This window comes from Megasphaera sp. SC8-1 (assembly GCF_024436295.1).
Lineage (GTDB): Bacteria > Bacillota > Negativicutes > Veillonellales > Megasphaeraceae > Megasphaera > Megasphaera elsdenii.
This window is the reverse complement of record NZ_JANFQH010000003.1, coordinates 1-20,594: the sequence shown is the minus strand read 5'-3', so window position 1 is coordinate 20,594 and position 20,594 is coordinate 1. Positions and strand designations below refer to the sequence as shown.

At 57.6% G+C, this 20,594-nt stretch carries 22 protein-coding genes; 20 read left to right on the top strand and 2 right to left on the bottom strand.

Annotation, left to right across the window (positions count from 1 at the left end; all coding sequences use genetic code 11):
• Positions 1 to 2 precede the first annotated feature (2 nt).
• From prmA to dprA, 8 genes are all read left to right on the top strand, one after another.
• Complete coding sequence (gene prmA / locus NOS26_RS00230; protein WP_074787272.1) at positions 3 to 878, top strand: 50S ribosomal protein L11 methyltransferase; 876 nt, start codon at positions 3 to 5, stop codon at positions 876 to 878.
• Positions 879 to 882: 4 nt separating this feature from the next.
• Positions 883 to 1,611: a 16S rRNA (uracil(1498)-N(3))-methyltransferase gene (locus NOS26_RS00225; protein ID WP_014016407.1), complete on the top strand. Its 729-nt coding sequence runs from the start codon at positions 883 to 885 to the stop codon at positions 1,609 to 1,611.
• Complete coding sequence (mtaB, locus tag NOS26_RS00220; protein ID WP_074787270.1) at positions 1,611 to 2,915, top strand: tRNA (N(6)-L-threonylcarbamoyladenosine(37)-C(2))-methylthiotransferase MtaB; 1,305 nt, start codon at positions 1,611 to 1,613, stop codon at positions 2,913 to 2,915. Before NOS26_RS00225 ends, mtaB begins: the two co-directional genes overlap by 1 nt.
• A gap of 105 nt (positions 2,916 to 3,020) precedes the next feature.
• Positions 3,021 to 3,365 (top strand): histidine triad nucleotide-binding protein, encoded by a 345-nt coding sequence (locus NOS26_RS00215; RefSeq protein ID WP_014016409.1) that lies wholly within the window; start codon positions 3,021 to 3,023, stop codon positions 3,363 to 3,365.
• Complete coding sequence (locus tag NOS26_RS00210) at positions 3,362 to 3,487, top strand: hypothetical protein (RefSeq protein ID WP_014016410.1); 126 nt, start codon at positions 3,362 to 3,364, stop codon at positions 3,485 to 3,487. The genes NOS26_RS00215 and NOS26_RS00210 overlap by 4 nt, the downstream gene beginning before the upstream one ends.
• Positions 3,488 to 3,594: 107 nt before the next feature.
• Positions 3,595 to 3,966, top strand: coding sequence for a YraN family protein (locus NOS26_RS00205; protein ID WP_014016411.1), 372 nt, complete (start codon positions 3,595 to 3,597; stop codon positions 3,964 to 3,966).
• Positions 3,967 to 3,970: 4 nt separating this feature from the next.
• On the top strand, positions 3,971 to 5,485 hold the full coding sequence (locus NOS26_RS00200; RefSeq protein WP_074787268.1) for a YifB family Mg chelatase-like AAA ATPase: 1,515 nt from the start codon (positions 3,971 to 3,973) through the stop codon (positions 5,483 to 5,485).
• 13 nt (positions 5,486 to 5,498) lie between these two features.
• Positions 5,499 to 6,614: a DNA-processing protein DprA gene (dprA, locus tag NOS26_RS00195; RefSeq protein WP_255917087.1), complete on the top strand. Its 1,116-nt coding sequence runs from the start codon at positions 5,499 to 5,501 to the stop codon at positions 6,612 to 6,614.
• Here dprA and NOS26_RS00190 read toward each other — a convergent pair.
• Complete coding sequence (locus NOS26_RS00190; protein ID WP_232501458.1) at positions 6,609 to 7,367, bottom strand: hypothetical protein; 759 nt, start codon at positions 7,365 to 7,367, stop codon at positions 6,609 to 6,611. The genes dprA and NOS26_RS00190 overlap by 6 nt on opposite strands.
• Before the next feature lie 231 nt (positions 7,368 to 7,598).
• Between NOS26_RS00190 and NOS26_RS00185 the strand changes: the two genes are divergently transcribed.
• From NOS26_RS00185 to NOS26_RS00150, 8 genes are all read left to right on the top strand, one after another.
• Complete coding sequence (locus NOS26_RS00185) at positions 7,599 to 7,817, top strand: hypothetical protein (RefSeq protein ID WP_014016415.1); 219 nt, start codon at positions 7,599 to 7,601, stop codon at positions 7,815 to 7,817.
• A 127-nt stretch (positions 7,818 to 7,944) separates the two neighbouring features.
• Positions 7,945 to 8,229: an HMA2 domain-containing protein gene (locus NOS26_RS00180; protein ID WP_014016416.1), complete on the top strand. Its 285-nt coding sequence runs from the start codon at positions 7,945 to 7,947 to the stop codon at positions 8,227 to 8,229.
• A 2-nt stretch (positions 8,230 to 8,231) separates the two neighbouring features.
• Complete coding sequence (locus NOS26_RS00175; RefSeq protein WP_014016417.1) at positions 8,232 to 8,882, top strand: HMA2 domain-containing protein; 651 nt, start codon at positions 8,232 to 8,234, stop codon at positions 8,880 to 8,882.
• Positions 8,883 to 8,885: 3 nt separating this feature from the next.
• Positions 8,886 to 10,979 (top strand): cation-translocating P-type ATPase, encoded by a 2,094-nt coding sequence (locus tag NOS26_RS00170; protein WP_255917086.1) that lies wholly within the window; start codon positions 8,886 to 8,888, stop codon positions 10,977 to 10,979.
• 272 nt (positions 10,980 to 11,251) lie between these two features.
• Positions 11,252 to 11,542: a DUF2325 domain-containing protein gene (locus NOS26_RS00165; protein ID WP_014016419.1), complete on the top strand. Its 291-nt coding sequence runs from the start codon at positions 11,252 to 11,254 to the stop codon at positions 11,540 to 11,542.
• A gap of 23 nt (positions 11,543 to 11,565) precedes the next feature.
• Entirely contained in the window at positions 11,566 to 11,802 is a 237-nt protein-coding gene (locus NOS26_RS00160) for a FeoA family protein (RefSeq protein ID WP_027894788.1), read from the top strand.
• Between the two features lie 18 nt (positions 11,803 to 11,820).
• The gene (gene feoB, locus NOS26_RS00155) at positions 11,821 to 14,256 is read left to right on the top strand and encodes a ferrous iron transport protein B (protein ID WP_074787266.1); all 2,436 of its coding nucleotides are present in this window, start codon (positions 11,821 to 11,823) and stop codon (positions 14,254 to 14,256) included.
• Positions 14,257 to 14,394: 138 nt separating this feature from the next.
• A complete protein-coding gene (locus tag NOS26_RS00150; RefSeq protein WP_014016422.1) occupies positions 14,395 to 14,580 on the top strand; it encodes a hypothetical protein in 186 nt (61 codons plus the stop codon).
• A 40-nt stretch (positions 14,581 to 14,620) separates the two neighbouring features.
• Here NOS26_RS00150 and NOS26_RS00145 read toward each other — a convergent pair whose 3' ends face one another.
• Entirely contained in the window at positions 14,621 to 15,565 is a 945-nt protein-coding gene (locus NOS26_RS00145; RefSeq protein WP_255917085.1) for an alpha/beta hydrolase, read from the bottom strand.
• A 210-nt stretch (positions 15,566 to 15,775) separates the two neighbouring features.
• On the opposite strand from NOS26_RS00145, the gene NOS26_RS00140 reads away from it, so the two are divergent.
• The 4 genes from NOS26_RS00140 (at position 15,776) to alr (ending at position 20,462) form a co-directional block, all read left to right on the top strand.
• Entirely contained in the window at positions 15,776 to 16,948 is a 1,173-nt protein-coding gene (locus NOS26_RS00140; protein ID WP_014016424.1) for a lipopolysaccharide assembly protein LapB, read from the top strand.
• Positions 16,949 to 17,050: 102 nt separating this feature from the next.
• Positions 17,051 to 17,848, top strand: a complete 798-nt coding sequence (locus tag NOS26_RS00135) for a hypothetical protein (protein ID WP_014016425.1) — start codon at positions 17,051 to 17,053, stop codon at positions 17,846 to 17,848.
• Between the two features lie 71 nt (positions 17,849 to 17,919).
• Entirely contained in the window at positions 17,920 to 19,206 is a 1,287-nt protein-coding gene (locus NOS26_RS00130) for a serine hydrolase (protein ID WP_072983584.1), read from the top strand.
• Between the two features lie 56 nt (positions 19,207 to 19,262).
• Entirely contained in the window at positions 19,263 to 20,462 is a 1,200-nt protein-coding gene (alr, locus tag NOS26_RS00125) for an alanine racemase (protein WP_014016427.1), read from the top strand.
• The last annotated feature ends 132 nt before the right edge of the window (positions 20,463 to 20,594 follow it).

Sequence of the window (20,594 nt, the reverse complement as noted above, 5' to 3'; positions counted from 1 at the left end):
CGATGCAATGGAATGAAGCAGATTTGCTCGTTTCCCCAACGGCCACCGATTTGGTGGCCCTTCTTGTTTTTGAATGTGGAAGCAATGGATCGGTCATCGATGACGAACACCCGGACCACAAAGGACGCATCCGCATTACGGCGTATTTCCCGCTGGCACAGGAAGGTCTTGTGGAAACGATACGAGAAAAGATGGGCGCCCTGGAAAGCCGGGGTGTCGATTTGGGCGACTGGAAGGTCGTCGAAAAGAAAGCCGATGACAAGGACTGGCTCTTTGCCTGGCAGGAACATTTCCATCCCAAGAAGATTTCCCGCCATTTCTGGGCGGCACCGGCATGGGAACCGGCCCGGCCGGCGGACGGCGAGGACGTCCTCTCCATCGATCCGGGCCTGGCCTTTGGCAGCGGCTTCCACGATACGACGTGTATGTGCGTCCAGTACCTGGAAGACACGGTGAAGCCCGGCGATACGGTCTTTGACATCGGCACGGGCACGGGCATCCTGGCCATTGCCGCCGCCAAACTGGGCGCGTCCCGCGTGACGGCTGTCGATTTCGATGCCGTCGCCGTCAAGCAGGCGGCCGTCAACGCCAAACTGAACGGCGTCGAAGAGCGATTGACCATCGCCAACAGCGACCTCCTGGCGGCCATCCCGCAAGGGGAACAGGCCGACGTCGTCGTAGCCAACCTGGTGACCAACGCCGTCCTGGCCCTGTTGCCGACACTGCCGCCGTACCTCAAGGAAGGCGGTACGCTCATCGCCAGCGGCATCATCGACGAACGCATCGACGAAGTGCGCCGCGCGGCGGCTGCCGTCGGCTTCACCTGGGTCGATGAACAGTTCCGGAGCGGCTGGTATGCCGTTTTGATGAAGAGGTGAGACTATGCGTAAGATTTTCACGGATTTCCCCATTTGCGGGACCTTTGAACTGTCTGCCGACGATGCCCATCACGTCGTCGTCGTCCTGCGCCATACCGTCGGCGACACGCTGAACGTCACGGACTGCACCGGCGCGACCTATGAATGTTTCATCACCCGCATGGAAGGCCATTCGGCGTACCTTACGCCGGCGCGCAAGCTGTCCGACGGGCCGTCAGCGAACGGCAAGGTCATCCTGGCAGCGGGCCTTCTCAAAGGTGACAAGTTCGACTGGGTCGTCCAGAAGGCGACGGAACTCGGCGTAGGGCGGATTGTTCCTGTACAAATGGAACATTGTGTAGTAAAATTAGATGATAAACGGCGGCAGGCCCGGCTCGGACGGTGGCAGCGCCTGGCCCTGGAAGCGGCCAAGCAATGCGGCCGCGACGACGTGCCGGAGGTAGCGCCGGTCATGAGCTTTACGGAGCTCGTCGACGCCTATGCCGACACGCGCTTCATCATCCCTTATGAACAGGAAACGGCGCCCTTGTCGGAAGCCTGCCACGACGTGCGGACCGGCGACGCCGTCATCGCCATCGGCCCTGAAGGGGGCTATGCAGAAAAAGAAATCGCCTATGCCACGCAGCATCTGGCGTGGTGCCGCACGGTCTCTCTCGGGCCCCGCATCCTGCGCGCTGAAACGGCGTCGCTGGCGGCCCTGTCTATCATTATGTACGAAAGAGGATTCAAGTAATGCCAACTATCGCTTTTGCCACTCTTGGCTGCCGTGTCAACCAGTACGATACGGACAGTATGCGCGGCCTCTTCCTGGCTGCAGGCTTCACGGAAGCCGATTTCAACGGCCCGGCCGACGTCTATGTCATCAATACCTGCTCGGTCACCCAGGTGGGCGAGAAGAAATCGCGCCAGCTCATCCGCCGGACGAAGAAGCGCAACGAGGCCGCCAAGGTCATCGTCACCGGCTGTTATGCCCAGCTCGACCCGGAGCTCCTGACGTCCATGCCCGAAGTCGATGCCGTCGTCGGGACCAATGAACGCAAGCGCATCGTTTCCATCGTCCGCGAGCTCCTGCACGACGGGGAAGACGAAGCCATCACAGCCGTCCACGACGTGCGCCGTCATGACGAATTTGAGGAGATCCCCCTCTATCCGTCAGCTGTAGAACATACGCGGGCCGATTTGAAGATACAGGAAGGGTGCAATAATTTCTGCTCCTATTGCATCATCCCCTATACGCGGGGCGCCCTGAAATCGCGCCGTCCCGATGCCATCGTCGCCGAAGCACAGCGCCTCGTCGCCGCGGGATTCAAGGAAATCGTCCTGACCGGCATCCATCTCGGCGCCTACGGCCGCGACCTCGACGACCATCCGACGCTGGCCCACATCCTGGACCGCCTGGTCAAGGAAACCGACGTGGCCCGCATCCGCCTGGGCTCCATCGAGTCCCTGGAAATCGGCGACGACATGATTGCCGTCATGAACAGTTCGGACCGCATCTGCCCGCATCTGCACCTGCCCCTCCAGTCCGGGTCGGACACGATCTTAAAGGCCATGAACCGCCATTATACCGTGGCTGAATATGAAGACCTCATCGCCCGCCTGCGCAGCCGCATCGACGGCCTGACCGTGTCGACAGACCTCATCCTGGGCTTTCCCGGCGAAACGGAAGCCCTCTTTGACGAAACCATGGCGGCCCTGGAACGGCTCCGGTTCTCCCATATCCACGCCTTCCCGTACTCCCAGCGCAGGGGGACGCCGGCTGCGGATATGAAGGACCAAGTCGATACGGCCGAAAAGAAGCGGCGCGTCGAACTCGTCAATGAACTGTCGGCCCGGCAGAAAGAAGCGCTCCTGACGTCCCTGATCGGACAGAAGGCCGCCGTCCTCATCGAAAAACAGGACGGCACGACCGGCGAAGGCTTCACGGAAAACTACGAACGGGCCGTCGTCGGGAACCTGCCGGATGATGCCGCAGGCACCATCGTCGAAGTCACCCTCACCGGTACCGACGGACAGAAGCTGGAAGCTCGTTGTTAGTGTCTCGTGGTTTCGGCCTGCTAACCACTAACCACTAGTTTCCGACACGAAACGGGTAGGGGCTCGCACGTGGCGCGCCCTTACACAACAAAGGAGGAATTTATCATGGAAGACTGCATTTTCTGCAAGATCGTTGCCGGGGAAATCCCGAGCACCAAAGTTTGGGAAGACGATGATTTCTTCGCCTTCAAGGACATCAACCCGGTCGCCCCGGTCCACGTCCTGGTCATCCCTAAGAAGCATATCCAGAGCATCGCGGCCCTGACGCCGGACGATGCCGATGTCGCCGGCAAGATGCTCTTCGCCATCCAGAAAGTCGCCCAGGTCATGGGTCTCGACAAGGACGGCTTCCGCGTCGTCTTCAACACCGGTGAAAAGGCCGGCCAGACGGTCCATCACATGCACGCCCATATCTTAGGCGGCAAGGAAATGGCTTGGCCCGGCGTATGAGTACGCAGCGGGGACAGAAGCCCCGGCGCCAGGTGACGATGACGCCGGCCGTCCTGACCCGCATCATCGCTATCGTCCTGCTCATCGGTATCGTCGCGTTCCTGATGATTCACAAAATTTAATCTTCTTCTCAGAAAAAAAGGCCCGGAAGGGTCTTTTTTTTATGTATTTTTAATCTTTCTCTGCTACTATGGGGGTAATTGGAATCAAGAGAGAAGGGGGACCCGCCATGGAGAAGAAAGCATTAGGTTATTATGGAGAACAGGCGGCGCTGGCTTATGTGCGCCACGAGAAGGGCTATCACGTGCGCTGCTGCAATTACCGCAACCGCCTGGGGGAAATCGACCTCATCGCCGAAGACGGCCATACCTTGGTCTTCATCGAGGTCAAGACGCGGACGACGGCCGCTTACGGCCTGCCCTGTGAGGCCGTGGAACGGAACAAGCGCCGCAAGATCACCCGCGTTGCCTCGGCCTACCTGGCCCAGTTCGATCTTTGGGAGCGGCCGTGCCGGTTCGATGTCATCGAGGTCTGGCCCGATGACCAGGGGGAACCCGTTATCCGCCACCTCGTCCACGCCTTCCAGGCAGAAAGGCGGTGAGGCTGTGTTCGCGCGTATCTACGGGGCGGCGACGTTGGGCCTGAACGGCCATGTCATCGCCGTCGAGACGGACATCTCCAACGGTCTGCCGTCGTTCGACCTGGTCGGTTTGGCCGCGACGTCGGTGAAAGAGGCCAAAGAGCGGGTCCGGGCAGCCGTCAAGAACAGCGGCTATGAATTTCCCATGCGCCGCCTGACGGTCAACCTGGCGCCGGCCGACCTCAAGAAGGATACGGCCGGTCTCGACCTGAGCCTGGCCGTGGCCATCCTCGTGTCGAGCGGCCAGATTCCCGAAGAGGTCTGCGAAAACTGCCTCTTCCTGGGTGAACTGGCCCTGGACGGTCGCATCCGCCCGGTGAACGGCATCCTGCCCATGGTCCTGGAAGGGGCGGCCCAGGGGATGAAGACGGTCTTCGTCAGCCGGGACAATGCCGCCGAAGCCCTGCTCTGCCCGGACCTTACGGTCTATGGCGTCGGGACTCTCTGCGACGTCGCCGGCCATTTGACGGGCGAGAAGGCGTTAGAGGCCGCCCGGGCCGCACTGCCGGACCCGGACCTGCCCGATTACGACGTCGATTTTTCCGAAGTCCAGGGCCAGGCCGAAGCCAAACGGGTCCTGGAAATCGCTGCGGCCGGCGGCCATAACGTCCTCATGATCGGACCGCCCGGGAGCGGCAAGACCATGCTGGCCAAGCGCATCCCGACGATCCTGCCGCCCATGAATGAAGCCGAGGCCCTGGAAGTGACCAAAATCTACAGCGTCGCCGGTCTCCTCGGGAAGGGCCGTCTCCTGCAGCAGCGGCCCTTCCGCAGCCCGCATCATACCATTTCCATGGCCGGCCTCGTCGGCGGCGGGTCCATCCCCAAGCCGGGCGAAGTGACCCTCAGTCATCACGGCGTCCTCTTCCTCGACGAACTGCCGGAATTTCCCCGGTCGGTCCTGGAAGTCCTGCGCCAGCCCCTGGAAGACGGTGTCGTCCATATCGCCCGTGTCCAGGCGGCTCTGTCCTATCCGTCGCGCTTCGTCCTGGTAGCCGCCATGAATCCCTGTCCCTGCGGCCGTTACGGCTTCGATGAAGGCTGTATTTGTTCAGAAAGCGAGATACGCCGCTACACCCATAAGATTTCCGGCCCCCTGTTGGACCGCATCGACCTCCACGTCCGCGTCGAGCGGCCGGCGTACCAGGAACTGATAACCCGGCGGAAAGCCGAATCGTCGGCAGCCATCCGCTCGCGGGTCCTGTCGGCGCGCCGTCGCCAGCAGGAGCGCCTGGCGCCCTATGGCTGCACCTGCAACGCCCACATGGGCCACCGGGAGATACGGGCGACGTGCCAATTGACCGAAGCAGCCCAGCAGCTGCTGCGCGAAGCCTTCGACGTCCTGCGCCTCAGCGCCCGCAGCTACGATCGGATCATCAAAGTGTCCCAGACCATCGCCGACCTGGCCAAAGAGCCGGTCATCGCCAAGGAACACGTCGCCGAAGCCATCAGTTACCGCAATAAGATGCAGCAGCCATGAAGGAGGGAAGACTGTGAACCATGAAACGATGTACGCCGCGGCCCTCCAGTCCCTCAAGGGCTGCGGCAGCCGCCGCCTGCAGGCCCTCCTCGACGTCTGCCGCTCGCCGCGCCGGGCCTGGGAAGCCGTCTGGGATGAGGATTTGCGGCGCCGGACGGGAATCCCGGCCAAGATATTTTCCCAGCTCAGACAAGAACGAAACGTTTTTGACTGGGACCGATTCCAGCATCAGCTGGATTTCTATGGCGTCCGGCCCCTGGCCCTGTGGGATGACGACTATCCGGCGTGGCTGCCCTTCACCGCCCAGCCGCCGCTGGTCCTCTTCTGTCAGGGAACGATGGGCCGCGACAGCAGCAGCCTCGCCATCGTCGGCTCGCGCAAGGCCAGCCCTTACGGCCTGAACGCGGCGGAGTCACTGGCTGCCGAACTGGCGGCCCAGGGCTTTACCATCATCAGCGGCGGTGCCCGGGGCATCGACACGCGGGCCCACCGGGGCGCCCTGAAGGGGAAGGGGCGGACCGTCGTCGTCGCTGCCAACGGCCTGGACCGGACTTATCCCAGGGAAAACAAGGCCCTGTTCCGGCAGGTCGTCGAGAACGGCGGCGCCGTCATTTCCGAGTATGCCTTTGGCGTCGAGCCGCTGTCCCGGAATTTCCCGGCCCGGAACCGAATCATCGCCGGCATGGCGGCGGCGACGATCGTCGTCGAAGCAGCCCTGCGCAGCGGCTCCCTGATTACGGCCGACCTGGCCCTCGACGAAGGGCGCGACGTCTTTGCCATGCCGGGCAGTGTCTTTTCCGAGACCAGCCGCGGGACGAACCACCTCTTGCAGCTCGGCGCCATTCCCTTGACCTGCGTCGACGATGTAATCCGGGAATTTCGCCGCCGCGGCTGGCAGGGACCGGAAACCGTCGCTGAGGCAGCAGCACCCAGCCTGAGCCCGGCTGAACAGGCCGTCATCGACGTCATCCCCTTCGACCGGGCGGCGCCGGTGAGCGAGCTCCTGGAAAAGACGGGCCTGGCCGTCGCCGACCTGCTGCCCATCCTCCTGGCCCTGCAGATGAAAAAAGCCGCCGAGGAATTGCCTGGCGGCTACATCCGCTGTGCGGCGGCCTTTTCTGTCTTATAAGGCGGCGATATAGGCTTTGGCCTTGTCTACGGAGACGACGTCGATCCAGCCGAAGGGGGTCAGGGCGTGACACACCGCGAAGAGGGTGTGGTGGTCTGCGATGAAGGCTTTCAGCGCCATGAAGACCTGGTCGCTGCCTTCGACGCTGCCATAACCGGCGACAGCCGCATCGATGAGGGCGTTGTCCGGCCATTCTTCGCGGAAACAGCTGTGCAGGAAGAGGAACAGGTCCAGGACCGGTGCCGGCGCGTCGACGAATTTCTTTTCGTTTTCCCAATCGAGGAGGGTAATCGTCCCGTCTTCCCGGTCGTAGGCGATGTCCCGCAGGGCCGGCCGGCCGTGGTGCAGTCCGGCGGCGTGGAGACGGGCCAGGCCCTGGCCGGCTTTTTCAAAGGCCTCCTGGCGGACGTCGGCATATTCTGCTTCTTTGGCGACGCCCTGCAGGGTCTTGCCGGCCGCTTCCATGACGAAGAAGTCTTCATCCAGGAGGACCAGTTTCGGCGCCAGGCGCAGGCGGGCGTTGACGGTCATGATCTTATAGGCTTCGCACCAGAACGCGGCAGACGGGTTCTGTTTGGCAAAGGCATTGCGGCCGTTGCCCCTGCGGCGTTTGATGAAATACTTTTTATTTTCAAATGAAAGCGATAAAACCCGCTTGTCCGGGTGTTCGGCAATGGCAGACTGAACGGATTTTAAGAGAGACTTGTTGAACAAGAAAGTCACACCTTTCAAAATATTAAGATACAATTTCATAATTTACAGTTTCTATACCTGGAAGTATTTCTATATTATAGCAAATCCGGCCGGGAAAATAAATGGGGAACCCAGTAACATAGCGCAATCAGGCGATATAGGATGATTTTATGTTTGCAATAATAACAAAATGCACTAATGAAATTGATAAGTACTATTGACACGTGAAGAAAAGCACTTTATAATAATAGCTGTAAATGAATATCAATATTTTAAAGGGAGATGTGTCGTATGTTTCAGAATACAGATTTTTGGATTGGCTTAGGTATCGGTGTCGTCGCCGGCGTCTTCGGTTACAAATTGATGTCTGAACGGGAACAGCAGCTCATGGCTCTGCAGCAGCCGGCTGCCGGTGCTATGACCGCGTCGGTTCCCCTGGCTGAATTGCAGCGTCAGAAAGAAGAATTGGAAGACATGATTGCAGCCCAGGAAGCCGCACAGGCGAAATAAGTTTGTAGTGAAGGCCTTTGCGTTTTCACTTGCTGAAAACTAAAAACTACAAACTTCAAACTCAAGAAGAGGCCGTCTTGGATGACGGCTTCTTTTTTTTAGGAAAAAAACAGGAAGGACTGCTTGTATGATTATTCCGACGTCGAAATGGGACCTCATCATGAGATCTGTTACTATTTCGTCTTACTTGCCGGGCCGTATCCGCCTGTACAGCAAGAAACTCGTCGGCAATGCTGATTTGGGCCGCAAGGTCTATGCCTACATTGCCAGCTATAAAGAAATCGATAAAGTCGATGTCAATGTCCTCACGGGTTCTGTCTTGATCACGTATCGTCCGCAGGTCCTGCGGGCCAACCGGGAACTCGTCCGGGTAGAAAATTATATCATGAGCCACGTTGAAAGGAGAAGGTAATTATGTCTTATGCCTCAGGTTTTATGGTGGGCACGTCGATTGGCAAAGCCGTATACGATATGTTCCACAATAAGAAGGGCAAAGCGGCTGCCGCAGCTGCGCCCGCCGGTGTATGCCGGTCTCAGGTCCAGGCGGCAAAGCCTGCCGCTGCTGTGCCCCATTTTGCCTGCGTTTCTGTCTTGAAAGGACGCCGCCGTTACCGTGCGGCCGCCCTCGTTGGCAATGCGGAATTGGCTAAATTGATCGAAGAAAAAGTCAGCACCCTGCCGGATGTCCAGTTCGTCCAGGTCAGCGCCGTTACGGGCAGCATCTTGGTCTTCGCCCATAGCGAAGGGACCTTGGATAAATTGGAAAACTTTTTCCGCTTCCGCCTCTTTCCAAATGCCGTAGAAGGCCTTGTCGGTGCCGTCTGCGATGCCGGACAGGCTGAAGCCGGGAAAGCGGAATCGGCGACGTATTTGAAGGCTGTCCAGGATACGGCCGACGTCTTCAGTCAGGCTATTTTTCGGAAAAGCAAGGCCTTCCTGGATTTGCGGACCCTGATCGCCGTAGTCCTGACCCTTCGCGGCCTGCGGAAGACCGTATTCCTGGGTCAACGCCCGACAGGACCGCAGATGCTGTGGTGGGCCCTGTCTTTATTGAGGAGGCGTTAAGTCATGTACATGCGCAATACGATCTTCCTGAACAGCGAGCTCCCCAGCCGCCTGCGGCCTGTCCTGAGTGTCAAGCTCCGCCAGGTCCGGGGCATCGTCTCAGCTGTTGTCGAAGAAAAGAAGGTCACTGTCTACTATATGGGACGGCTGGACCTGCGGGCGCTCCAGCTCTTCGTCCGCGCTTTTGAAGAAAAATATGGCCGCAAGAAAGAAGCCAAGAACGACGATATGGACGTCGCCACGTACCGCCGGGAAGCGATTATCTCCGTCGGCGGCTTCATCGCCATGAACATCCTGCGCAAGGTTAATCCGGAATTTTACGGGTCGATCCTCTTGTTTCGCCAATTATTTACCTTATATATTGCACGCCGTTACATTAAGAACGGCATCCTGGGCCTCGTAAAAGACCATCAGGCCAATGCCGACACGCTGACGGCGACGGCTGTCGCTGCGTCCGTCCTGGCCGGCAAGCCCGAATCGAGCCTGACCCTCCTGGCCCTGTCGAACGGCGCCGAAATGATGACCGAATACGCCGCCGAAAAGGCACGCCGTCAGATTTCGGGCCTGCTCAAACTAGACCAGCGCGACGTCTGGCTCGTCGAAAACGGCCATGAACGCAAGGTCCCCGTCGAATCGCTGAAGCGGGGCGACCTCATCGCCGTCCACCTGGGCGAAAAGATCTGTGTCGACGGCAGCGTCGTCAGCGGCAATGCCGCCGTCAACCAGGCGTCCATTACGGGCGAATCGAACCCGGCCATCAAGCAGGAAAAATCGCCGGTCTATGCCGGTAGCGTCATCGAAGCGGGCGACCTGGTCATCCGCGTCGAGAAGGTCGGCGCCGATACGTCCCTGGCCCAGATCATCCACCTCGTCGAAGAAGCTCAGACCCGCCGGGCACCGGTCCAGAACTTTGCCGATAAGATGGCCAATCTCCTGGTTCCTATCTCCTTCATCGGCGCAGCCATCGTCTACGGGGCGACCAAGGACTGGCAGCGCGTCCTCAATCTCTTGTTCATCGACTTCTCGTGCGGCCTGAAATTGTCGACGGCAACGGCCATCTCGGCCGCCATCGGCGTGGCAGCCCGCAAGGGGATCCTCATCAAGGGCGGCAACTACATCGAAAACCTGGCCGATATCGACACGGTCGTCCTCGATAAGACCGGGACCATCACCATGGGCGTTCCGCAGATCGACCATATCGAAACGGTCGAAGGCGTCGATGATAAAGAAATGATCCTCCTGGCCGCTTCGGCAGAAATGCACTCCGTCCATCCGCTGGCTGTAGCCGTCCAGAAATACGTCAATGCCCAGGGCTGGCAGACGCCGCCGCACGCTTCGTCGGAAACGGTCGTCGCCCGCGGCATGAAAGCTGCCGTGCCGGACTTTGAAGGCTACGAAGGCGGGGACGTCCTCGTCGGCAGCCGCCGCTTCATGACCGAAGAAGGCGTAGAAGGCATGCCGGCCACGGACAACAAGACGTGGGGCAAGAACCTCTTGTACATCGCCCGCAATGGCCGGTATCTCGGCTTTTTGGTCATCCAGGACCCGGTCCGTCCGGGCATGAAGAAGACCTTGAACCGCATGCGCCGCCTGGGCATCGACGAAGTCGTCATGCTCACGGGGGATTCCAAGGATGTCGCCGCCGAAGTCGCCCGCGACATGGATATCGACTCGTATCATGCCGAAATCCTGCCGGAAGACAAGGCCAATTACGTCATGAAAATGCAGAAGCGGGGCAACGTCATGATGGTCGGTGACGGCATCAACGATGCGCCGGCCCTGGCCTTTGCCGATATCGGCGTCAGCCTCGGCGGCAACAAGACGGACATCGCCGCTGAATCGGCAGCCATCACCATCCGCTCTGAAGACCCGTCGAAACTGTACGATGCCCTGTACATCGGGCGGGAAACGATGCGGGCCATCAACCAGAACTTTACGGCTACCATCGTAGTCAACTCGGCAGCCATGCTCCTCGGCGCCTTAGGGAAGATCAGCCCCCTCTGGGCCGCTGTAATCCATAACACAGCCACCCTGGCCGTCGTCCTCAACAGCGTCCGCATCCTCAAACCGGCCCGGACCATCCGCCGTTCCGCATAGTAAGGGCTCGCCCATGCCCATGATTTGTAGGGGCTCGCATGTGGCGAGCCCGTCAGGTATATGTAAGCTGTCTGTGAACGGATTGGCGTGAACGGGCGCCCCTAAAAAGGGACTTGTCGCAAAACGACAAGTCCCTTTTTTATAAATGAATTTCAATAACATCTATTGACAGACTATGTGAAAAAATATATAATGTTTTTGGTAATGAAATATATTATCATAAAAGAAGGGATGTGTGAGTATTATTTACGGAGCTGAAAGGAGCGAGGTAAATGAGTGTCGTCATCGTAGGTGGAAATGATTGTATGGTTTGTCGTTATAAGCGTATCTGCAAAGAATACGATTATAAGGCCAAAGTCTTTACACAAGTACCGAGCGATTTCAAGTCGAAAATCGGATCGCCGGATCTTGTCGTGTTATTTACCAGTACCGTGAGCCACAGTATGGTCCGCTGCGCCATCAAGGAAGCGCAGCGCAAGAACGTCGAAGTCGTCCGTTCCCATACGAGCAGCTCGAACGCGCTGAAGAGCATATTAGCCGCCCGGACGGAAGAAGCCGTCTGAGGGCCAGAAAAGGGGAGTTAGTCATGAAAATTGTTTCATTAGCCGACATGAAAGTCGGCCAGTCGGGCGTCGTCGAAGCCTTAGAAGGGCGGGGGAACATCCAGCACCGCCTCGTCGACATGGGCGTCGTCAAGGGCTCGCACATTACGGTCTTCAAAAAGGCCCCGCTTGGAGACCCTGTCGAAGTCAAAGTCAAAGGGTGCGCACTGGCATTGCGTATGAATGAAGCGGCCATGATTTCCGTCGCTGTTGAATCATAAAGGGGGTACATAGTAGTCATGGAAAATGCAGCAAAAATCAAGATTGCCCTGGCCGGCAATCCGAACTGCGGTAAAACGACGATTTTTAACAACATTACCGGCGCCAAACAGCACGTCGGCAACTATCCTGGCGTTACTGTCGAAAAGAAAGAAGGCCATCGCACCTTCAACGGCAAGGACCTGCTCTTCGTCGACCTGCCGGGTACATATAGCCTGACGGCGCGGTCCCTGGACGAAGTCGTCGCCCGTAACGTCATCATCAATGAAAAACCGGACATCATCGTCAACGTCCTCGATGCGTCCAACCTGGAACGTAACTTATATCTGGCGGCACAGCTTGTCGAACTGGGCCGGCCCATGGTCATCGCCCTGAACATGATGGACATTGCCGACCGCATGGGCATCAAAATCGACTTCAAGAAACTGGGACAGCAGCTCGGCGCCGTCGTCGTGCCCCTTGTCGGCAGCAAGAACATCGGCACGAAAGAATTGCTCGACGCCATTTCCGGCACGCAGACGAAGGACCTGGTCAATGCCAAAGTCGATTATGGTCCCGACGTCGAACCGGCTATCGCCAATTTGACCGATGCCATCGAAAAAATGGGCATCATCAAATATCCGGTCCGCTGGCTGGCTGTCAAGCTCTTGGAGAACGACTCTGATGCCGTCGAAAAAGTCCGTGCCATGGAAGGCACCCAGTCCATCCTGGCCCTGGCTTCGACCCTGCGCGATTCTCTGACCAGCAAGATTGATTTGGATTTTTATTTCGCTCAATGCCGATATCAATTCGCAACAGACGTATTTAATAAATCGATTATTAATGTCGGTTCCAGCGACTCCTTATCCGATAAGATCGACAGTGTCTTGACTCATCGCTATTTAGGGATTCCTATTTTCCTGGCCCTCATGTGGCTCATGTTCGTCGTCGTCATCAACGTTGGCGCTTACCCGCAGGGATGGCTCGATACGGGCTTTTCCATGCTCGGCGACTGGTGCAGTGATGTCATCGAAGATGAACAGCTCCGGTCTCTCGTCGTCGACGGCGTCATCGGTGGTGTCGGCTCCGTCCTGTCCTTCGTCCCGCTTATCGTCCTCTTGTATTTATTCATCAGCCTTCTCGAAGATACGGGCTATATGGCCCGCGCCGCTTTCCTCATCGACCGCGCCATGCGTGCCCTGGGGCTGCACGGCAAGTCCTTTATCCCGATGATCCTCGGCTTTGGCTGCAACGTACCGGGCATCATGGCCGCTCGTACCTTGGATAACGAAAAAGACCGTCTGGTCACGATCCTGGCCTGCCCGTTCATGAGCTGCGGCGCCCGCCTGCCCGTATACACCCTGCTCATCGCTGCTTTCTTCGGCGCTTCCGGCCACGGCGGTACAGTCCTCTTCGGCATTTACCTCTTAGGCATCGTTATTTCCATCTGCGTCGCCCTGGTCCTCCGTCACACGACCTTTAAAGGGGAACAGGAACCGTTCGTCATGGAAATGCCGCCGTATCACATTCCGACCTTGAAAGGCGTCCTCATGCACATGTGGGAACGCACGGTCTTGTACCTCAAGAAAGCCGGTACCTTCATCCTCGGTGCCTCTGTCCTGGTTTGGTTCCTCACAGCTTACCCGGTGGATGTCGATTATTCCCAGGATTTCGATGCCGCTAAAGATCAGGTCACAGCCGAAATGGAACAGAAACAGGCTGACATCCTCCAGTCCTATGGCCTCAGCGCTATCGAAGACAATGACGCCTTGAATGAGATGTATGAATCCATGGTCGCCGCCGCCGATGAAGCCGCTGACGAAGCCGATGAAAACGAAGCCGATACGGGCAACGCCTTGAACCCGGCTGCTGCCTTGAGCTCCGTTGAAGACCAGGTCAAAGACTCTGAAAATGCAGAAGATAACCTCTTCATGGGCAAATACCCGCAGAGCTTCGCCGATCTCCAGGAACAGAATCCGGCCGTCTTCGCCCAGGCTCTGCCGCTCTTCGATGCCAAAGCCGATGCGGACGACGAAACGTCTAAGCTCGAAGATCAGCAGAATGCTGAAAAATTGGAACAGTCCTATGCGGCCCGCCTCGGTCACTTCGTAGAACCGGTCATCGCACCGCTCGGCTTCGACTGGAAAATCGGCGTAGGCCTTATCGCCTGCACCGCAGCTAAAGAAGTCATGGTCTCCACGCTGGGTACGATTTACAGCGTCGGCGGGGACGATACTCATGAATCGGGCATCGTCGCTTACCTCCGAGATGACCCGGACTTCAACCAGGCCGTTGCTCTTTCGCTCATGGTCTTCGTCTTGCTCTACATGCCTTGCGTAGCGGCTATGGCTGTTATCAAACGTGAAACTGGCTCGTGGAAAATGCTCCTCGCCAGCAACGGCATGTGCCTCGTCCTCTCGTACGTCCTGGCCTTCGTCACCTATCACCTGGCCCTCATGGCCGGCCTCGGCGCCTAAGCCTTGAAACAACCCCTTCCATAACGTATAATGTTAGTGGCCTGCCTCCCCTCATAGGGGAGGTGGCCCAAAGGGCCGGAGAGGTTGCTCTCACAACTAATAATCGCTAATTTGCTAATCCCGGGAGGAGGTATATCTATGAGTCCTGCAACCATTATCGTCGCTATCGTCGTCCTCATGGCCGTAGCGTACTTCATCCATCATATCCGTGGTCTGTTCAACGGAACCACCAGCTGCTGCAGCCATTGCTCCGGCAGCTGCTCATCCAGCAGCAAAACAAAAACGGGAGGCAACTCGAAACTGCCTCCGTGCTGCCAGAAATAGCATAAGAAAAGAGGCTGTCGCACGTGCGACAGCCTCTTTTCTATTTTTTCAAATACGAATCGAAGAAGGTCGTGATGATATCGAGTACTTCTTTTTGGTTCCAGTAGATGCCGCCATGGGCCGCGCCTTCTACCAGGTAGCGTTTTGACGGGACATGATGTTTCTGGAGGGCCTGGAAGAGCAGGTCCGTCTGGCTCGGGGAAACGACGGTGTCATTCGTGCCGTGCATGAGCAGCAGGGGCGCACTGGTCTGAGAAATGTACGTGATGGGGTTGGCCTTTTGGGCGCCTTCCGGATTGGCCAGGATGCCGCCGTCGTGGCCGCCGAATACGGCAGAGCCGTTCACCCAAAGGGCTTCGGTGGCGCCGGCCGATCGGTGGGCTTTTTTCACGGAATCATTATAGTCATCGCCGATGCGGGTCAGGTCAGAGAGTCCGTAGAGGTCGACGGCGGCTTTGACGTCGCTGCCGACCTGGAGATTATCGCCTTTGTCGAAGGTTTTCGTGCCGCTGGTCGTCGCCGCCATCGCCGTGAGATAGCCGCCGGCACTGCCGCCGATGATGCCGATTCGTTCCGGGTCGATGCCGAATTGGTCTGCATGGGCTTTCAAATAGCGGATAGAGGCCTTCACATCTTCCAGGGGTTCCGGGAAGCGGGCCGTCGGTGCGACACGGTACTGGATGGAAGCGACGACATAGCCCGCTTCGGCCAGGTGCATGCGGAGCTGGATGCCATTGTCCTTATTGGCGTTGATGAAGCCGCCGCCTGTGACATAAACGATGGCAGGCAGTTTCGCAGCTGATTTCGGCTGAAGGATGTCCATCTTCATGGCCACGTTGGGGTAGCCCCGCATGGGGACTTGTTCATATACGACATCGGAAATCTGATTGATGACCGGTGTCTTTACCGGCACGGATAGCTTCGTGCTTTCTACTTTTCCCGGCATGTCTTTCGTCGCCGAGTCGACGTTTACCTGGGTGGCCATGGCATTGCCTCCTATACACATCAACCCCATCAAAGCCAGGGTTAGCAGCTGTTTTTTAGATTTTTCCTTGCCTTTGAATATTTGCATGCATATTTCTCCTTACATTTTTTCTTCATTATAGCATATTATTTTCATTTGTTAGCAGGATTTTGGCGGGCCTGTGTCGAAATTTATAAAGTAAAGCAAATTCCGAAAGATAGGGGGCTCGTTATGAGACGATGGAAAGAATGTATCTTAGCCGGGCTGATTTCATGCTTTTTGGCCGTTCCCTGCCTGTCCCTGGCTAACGATGAGAAGATACCGGAAGGCGCGGGCGGAGGAGCCATCGCCTTGCAGACCGATGGGAAAAGCGACCTGTTGCAGGCCGTCCGGGCCAAGGATTATGACAAGGCCCTGCAGATCGTCAACGGCCAGATCGAAGCCCATCCCGGCGATGCCGATGCCTACGACCGCCGCAGCGCCATTTACGCCCTTTTGGGACGCTATGACCAGGCCCTGGCCGATTGTGACAAGGCCATTTCCCTGGAACCGGGCGCAGCCTTCCATTATTTCAACCGCGGCGCTATCTATGAACAGCGTAAAGAATACCAGCTGGCCGTCAACGATTATACCAAGGCCTTGTCCCTGAGCCAGAACGGGGATCACCTGCAGGGACTGATGTATTTCAATCGGGCCCGGGCCTATACGGCCATAGAAGCCTACGACAAAGCCCTGGCCGACCTCAAGCAGGGTGAAAAGCTGGCGCCGGCCTTCCCGCATAATTATTTCCTCGAAAGCCTGGTCTATGAAAAGAAAGGCGATAAGAAATTGGCCGATCGGAGCCGCCATGTCGGCGTCATGTACGAACTCATGCACCGCGGCGATTACTTCCTGGCCGGGTCCGTCGCCGAAGAAGCCGGTTTCTATGACCAGTCCCTGGCCCTGCTCCAGGAAGCGGTGAAACGCCATCCCGACGACAGCCGGGTCTATTCCGAACGGGGCCTGGTCTATGCCAAGATGGGTCAGGATGAGCTGGCCATTGCCGACTTGACCAGAGCCCTGGCACTGAAGGAAACGGCTATGGATTACAACAACCGCGGCGAATGTTACCGCCACTTGAAACAATTCGACCTGGCCAAACGGGACTACGACCAGTCCATCCGCCTGGCGACAGATGATGACGATAAGCTGGCCGTCTACGACAGTCTGGGCCAACTGGCCATAGACCAGGGCGACTACCGGCGGGCGGTGCAGTACCTGAGCCAGGCCCTGGCCATCAAGCCCTATGAAGACGGCTATCGCCTGCGCAGCCAGGTCTGGCGCAAGTTAGGCGATACGAAGAGAGCTGACCAGGATGAAGCAGCGGCCCAGGAAATCGAGCAGCGCGAGCTCCTGGGTTCGTAACTGGACTTTTCAAATTCCCCTGAATATGATATAATTGAAATGTTGTTCGTGAAAACAAGTAAATGTCATACACATAATTTCAGTATTTTAAGGGGGAATTTAATGAAGAAGTCTATCATTACCATTCTGTTTCTCTGCTGTCTTATGGGAACCGTCACGGCTTCGGCTGCACAGGTCAAAGATGCGGAAACCGTATCTCCGGCCGTCGCTGCCATGGCTCAGGTACAGGCACAGGACAAAGCCAAAAAGAAAGATAAAACCACTGAAAATAAAAACTCCGATAAGATCGGTGACCGCCTTCGGGACCGCGTCCACGCCCTGATTCCGGCATCGGCCTTTTCTAATATCGACAACCCCGGGACGATTACGCCCGACACTGTCAAGTACCACTATGCCGAATCGCAGCACATGGCTACGCCGGTCACGGCCTGGAACCGTCAGAAATATGAAGACCAGTACCAGTATCAGTACCAGCATGACTCGTATGATGCGGCCATTGCCGACGCCTATGCGTACCGCCGTGATTTCGGCAAGAGCAACCTGCGCAAGTGGAGCAGCACTGAAGGCATGGATACGCCGTGGGACAGCAACTGGACGACCGATACGGCTCATTTCCAGAGCTCGACCATCGCCTTCCTGGACCGTCTGAATACGGAAGCCCGCCAGGCCGGCATTTCCTTCGTCATTACCGGCGGTGCCGAAAGCGGTTACCACGCCAGCGGTATCTATTCCCATGAAAATGGTTATAAAGTCGACATCTCCGATGATGGCATCTACCAGGGCACCAAAGCCTACGAAGTCCTCATCAACGCCTTGTCGCCGTATAAACACCAGATTACCCACGAATGGGACAAGAACCACTACGACATCACGATCTATCCGGAAAATTATAAAGGGTAAGAAACAACTTCAAACTCAAAAGGGCTTGTCGTACGACGACAAGTCCTTTTTTGCACCCGAAAGGAGCTATTATGAAGCGAAGGGATTGGGATGGCTATTTTGCCTCCCTTATTGGCGACAGCGGGACCTGCGTGCCCGGCCTGGCCGTCCTGGCCTATGCCGGCGGCCGTGAGGTCTACCGCTTTGCCGGCGGTGTCCGCCGCATGGCCGGGGCACAGACCAGGCCCATGACGGAAGACAGCCGTTTCCGCATGGCGTCCGTCTCCAAGATGTTCACGGTCTTTACGATTATGCAGCTCGCCGAAGCAGGGAAGCTGTCCCTCGACGAGGATGTCAGCGAGTACCTCGGCTTTCGCCTGCGCCATCCGTCGTATCCCGACATGCCCATTACGCTCCGCAGCCTGGCTTCTCATACGTCGGGCCTGCGCGACGGCAAAGTCTACAGTATCCCGCCATCCGTCAGCGTCCGGGCCTTCTTTACGCCAGGCAGTCCCTATTGGGAAGGCGGCGCCCATTTCGCGCCGGCCGGACAGGCACCGGGCGCCTATTTCACCTATTGCAACCTCAACTACGGCCTCTTGGGGACGGTCATCGAAGCCGTGACGGGCCAGCGTTTCGACCAGTATCAGAAGACCCATATCCTGAAGGACCTGGCATGCCGGGCTGATTACGTGCCGGGCAACCTGGAAGCGCCTGAGTTCGCCCGCTTAGGGACGATTTACCGCAAGCAGGATAGACAGGGCCGGTGGGAGGAAAAAGGCCCCTGGCAGGGAATTATGGACGATTTTGGCGGTGTCCAGCCGCCAAGGGAGACCCTGTCCTTGCAGAATCCCTATGCCCAGGACGTCTGTCAGACTTACGACCTGGCCGGTTATCAGCCTGGGACCAATGCGACGATTTTTTCTCCCCAAGGCGGCCTGCGCCTGTCCCTGGAAGAATTGGGCCACGTCCTGGCGATGCTTCTTCACGACGGCCGTTACGCCGGGCGGCAGGTCCTCCGGCCCGCTTCGCTCCAGGCCATGTTCAGCCTGCAATGGACCTATGATGGCCACAATGGCGATACGTGCGGCCAGACCCTGCTGACCTATGGCCTGGGCGAGTTCTTCGTCGACGGCAGAGGGCCGGCCCGCTGCTGCCGGACAAAGGCCATCGATTTATGGGGCCATACAGGCCAGGCCTTTGGCCTCTTATCGGGCCTTTTCATCCGTCCCGGGACGGGAAGCGGCTTTGCCTATGTCATGAATGGGGAGGCCCTGGCCGAAGACGACGACCCGCGCAGTGCCGGTCAGTTCAGCCGCAATTATATTTGGGAAGAAAAGGTCATGGACGGCCTGTGCCGGTTGATTGACGGCCTATAAGGGCTGTGCTATGATAGTGAAATGTAAATGACATTCCCTATAGGAAGGCGATAACGATGAATGCATATGAAAGTACCATGAATTTTACGCGCCGCGCCGTCTGGGCCCAGATCGACCTGGACGCAGCCGCTCACAATATGCGCCAGATCCGCAAACACGTCGGTCCTGACGTCAAGATTGCCGCCGTCGTCAAGGCCAATGCCTACGGTCACGGCAGCGTCGAACTGGCCAAGACCTTTGCCGAAAACGGCGCCGATTGTTTTGCCGTATCCAGCCTGGACGAAGCCGTCGAACTTCGCCGCTACGCGCATATCGACAAGGAAATCTTCATCCTCGGCCATACCGATGCCCGGCGGACGGAAGAACTCCTGACCTATGACATCGAACCGGCCGTCTTCAACTTGAAGAACGCTGAATTTTTCTCGCAGGAAGCCCAGCGCCTGGGCAAGACCTTGCGCGTCCACATCGCCGTCGATACGGGCATGAGCCGCGTCGGTTTCCAGGTCAATGAATTTAGCGTCTCTGAAATCAAGGCCATCGCCGCCCTGCCCAACATCGAGATCCGCGGCATGTTCACTCATTTTGCCGTCTCCGATATCAAGGACAAGACCTTTACGCGCGAACAGTACGGCCACTTCCGCTGGATGTGCAAGCGCATGGAAGAAGAAGGCATCCACATCGCTCTGCGCCACTGCTGCAACAGTGCGGCTGCCCTGGAACTGCCGGAATACTATTGTGACATGGTCCGGCCGGGCATCATCATGTACGGCTGCGAACCGTCGCCGGATGTCGATATCAAACCCTATGACCTGCGGCCGGTCATGTCCCTGCGCTGCTGCATTGCCCATGTCAAACTCATCGACGCCGGGGCGACGGTCAGCTATGGCCGCCATTATACGGCACCGTCGCGCCGGAAAATCGCGACCCTGCCTGTCGGTTATGCCGATGGCTATTCGCGCATCCTGTCGGGGAAAGTCGACGTCCTCTATCATGGCCACCGCGTCCCCCAGGTCGGCGCCATCTGCATGGACCAATGCATGATCGATGTCAGCGGCGAAGCCAATGTTCATGCCGGTGACGAAGTCGTTCTCTTCGGCCGCCAAGGCGACAGCTTCATCCCCATCGAAGAAATCGCCGCCGCCTGCGGCACCATCAACTACGAAATCATGTGCGACATCTCGCGCCGCGTCCCCCGCGTCTACATGAAGAACGGCAAAGTCGTCGGCCGCGAAGAATATTTATTTGATAAACCGTAAGAAATCGTTCATCGTAGGCCGTTCATCGATGTAGGGGCCGCCATAGTCGGCGGCCCGCCTGAATCCTGTGAATAGCCTTATTCAGTATTTGTGTGAATCTTCGACAAACGATGAACGACAAACGAACCACGA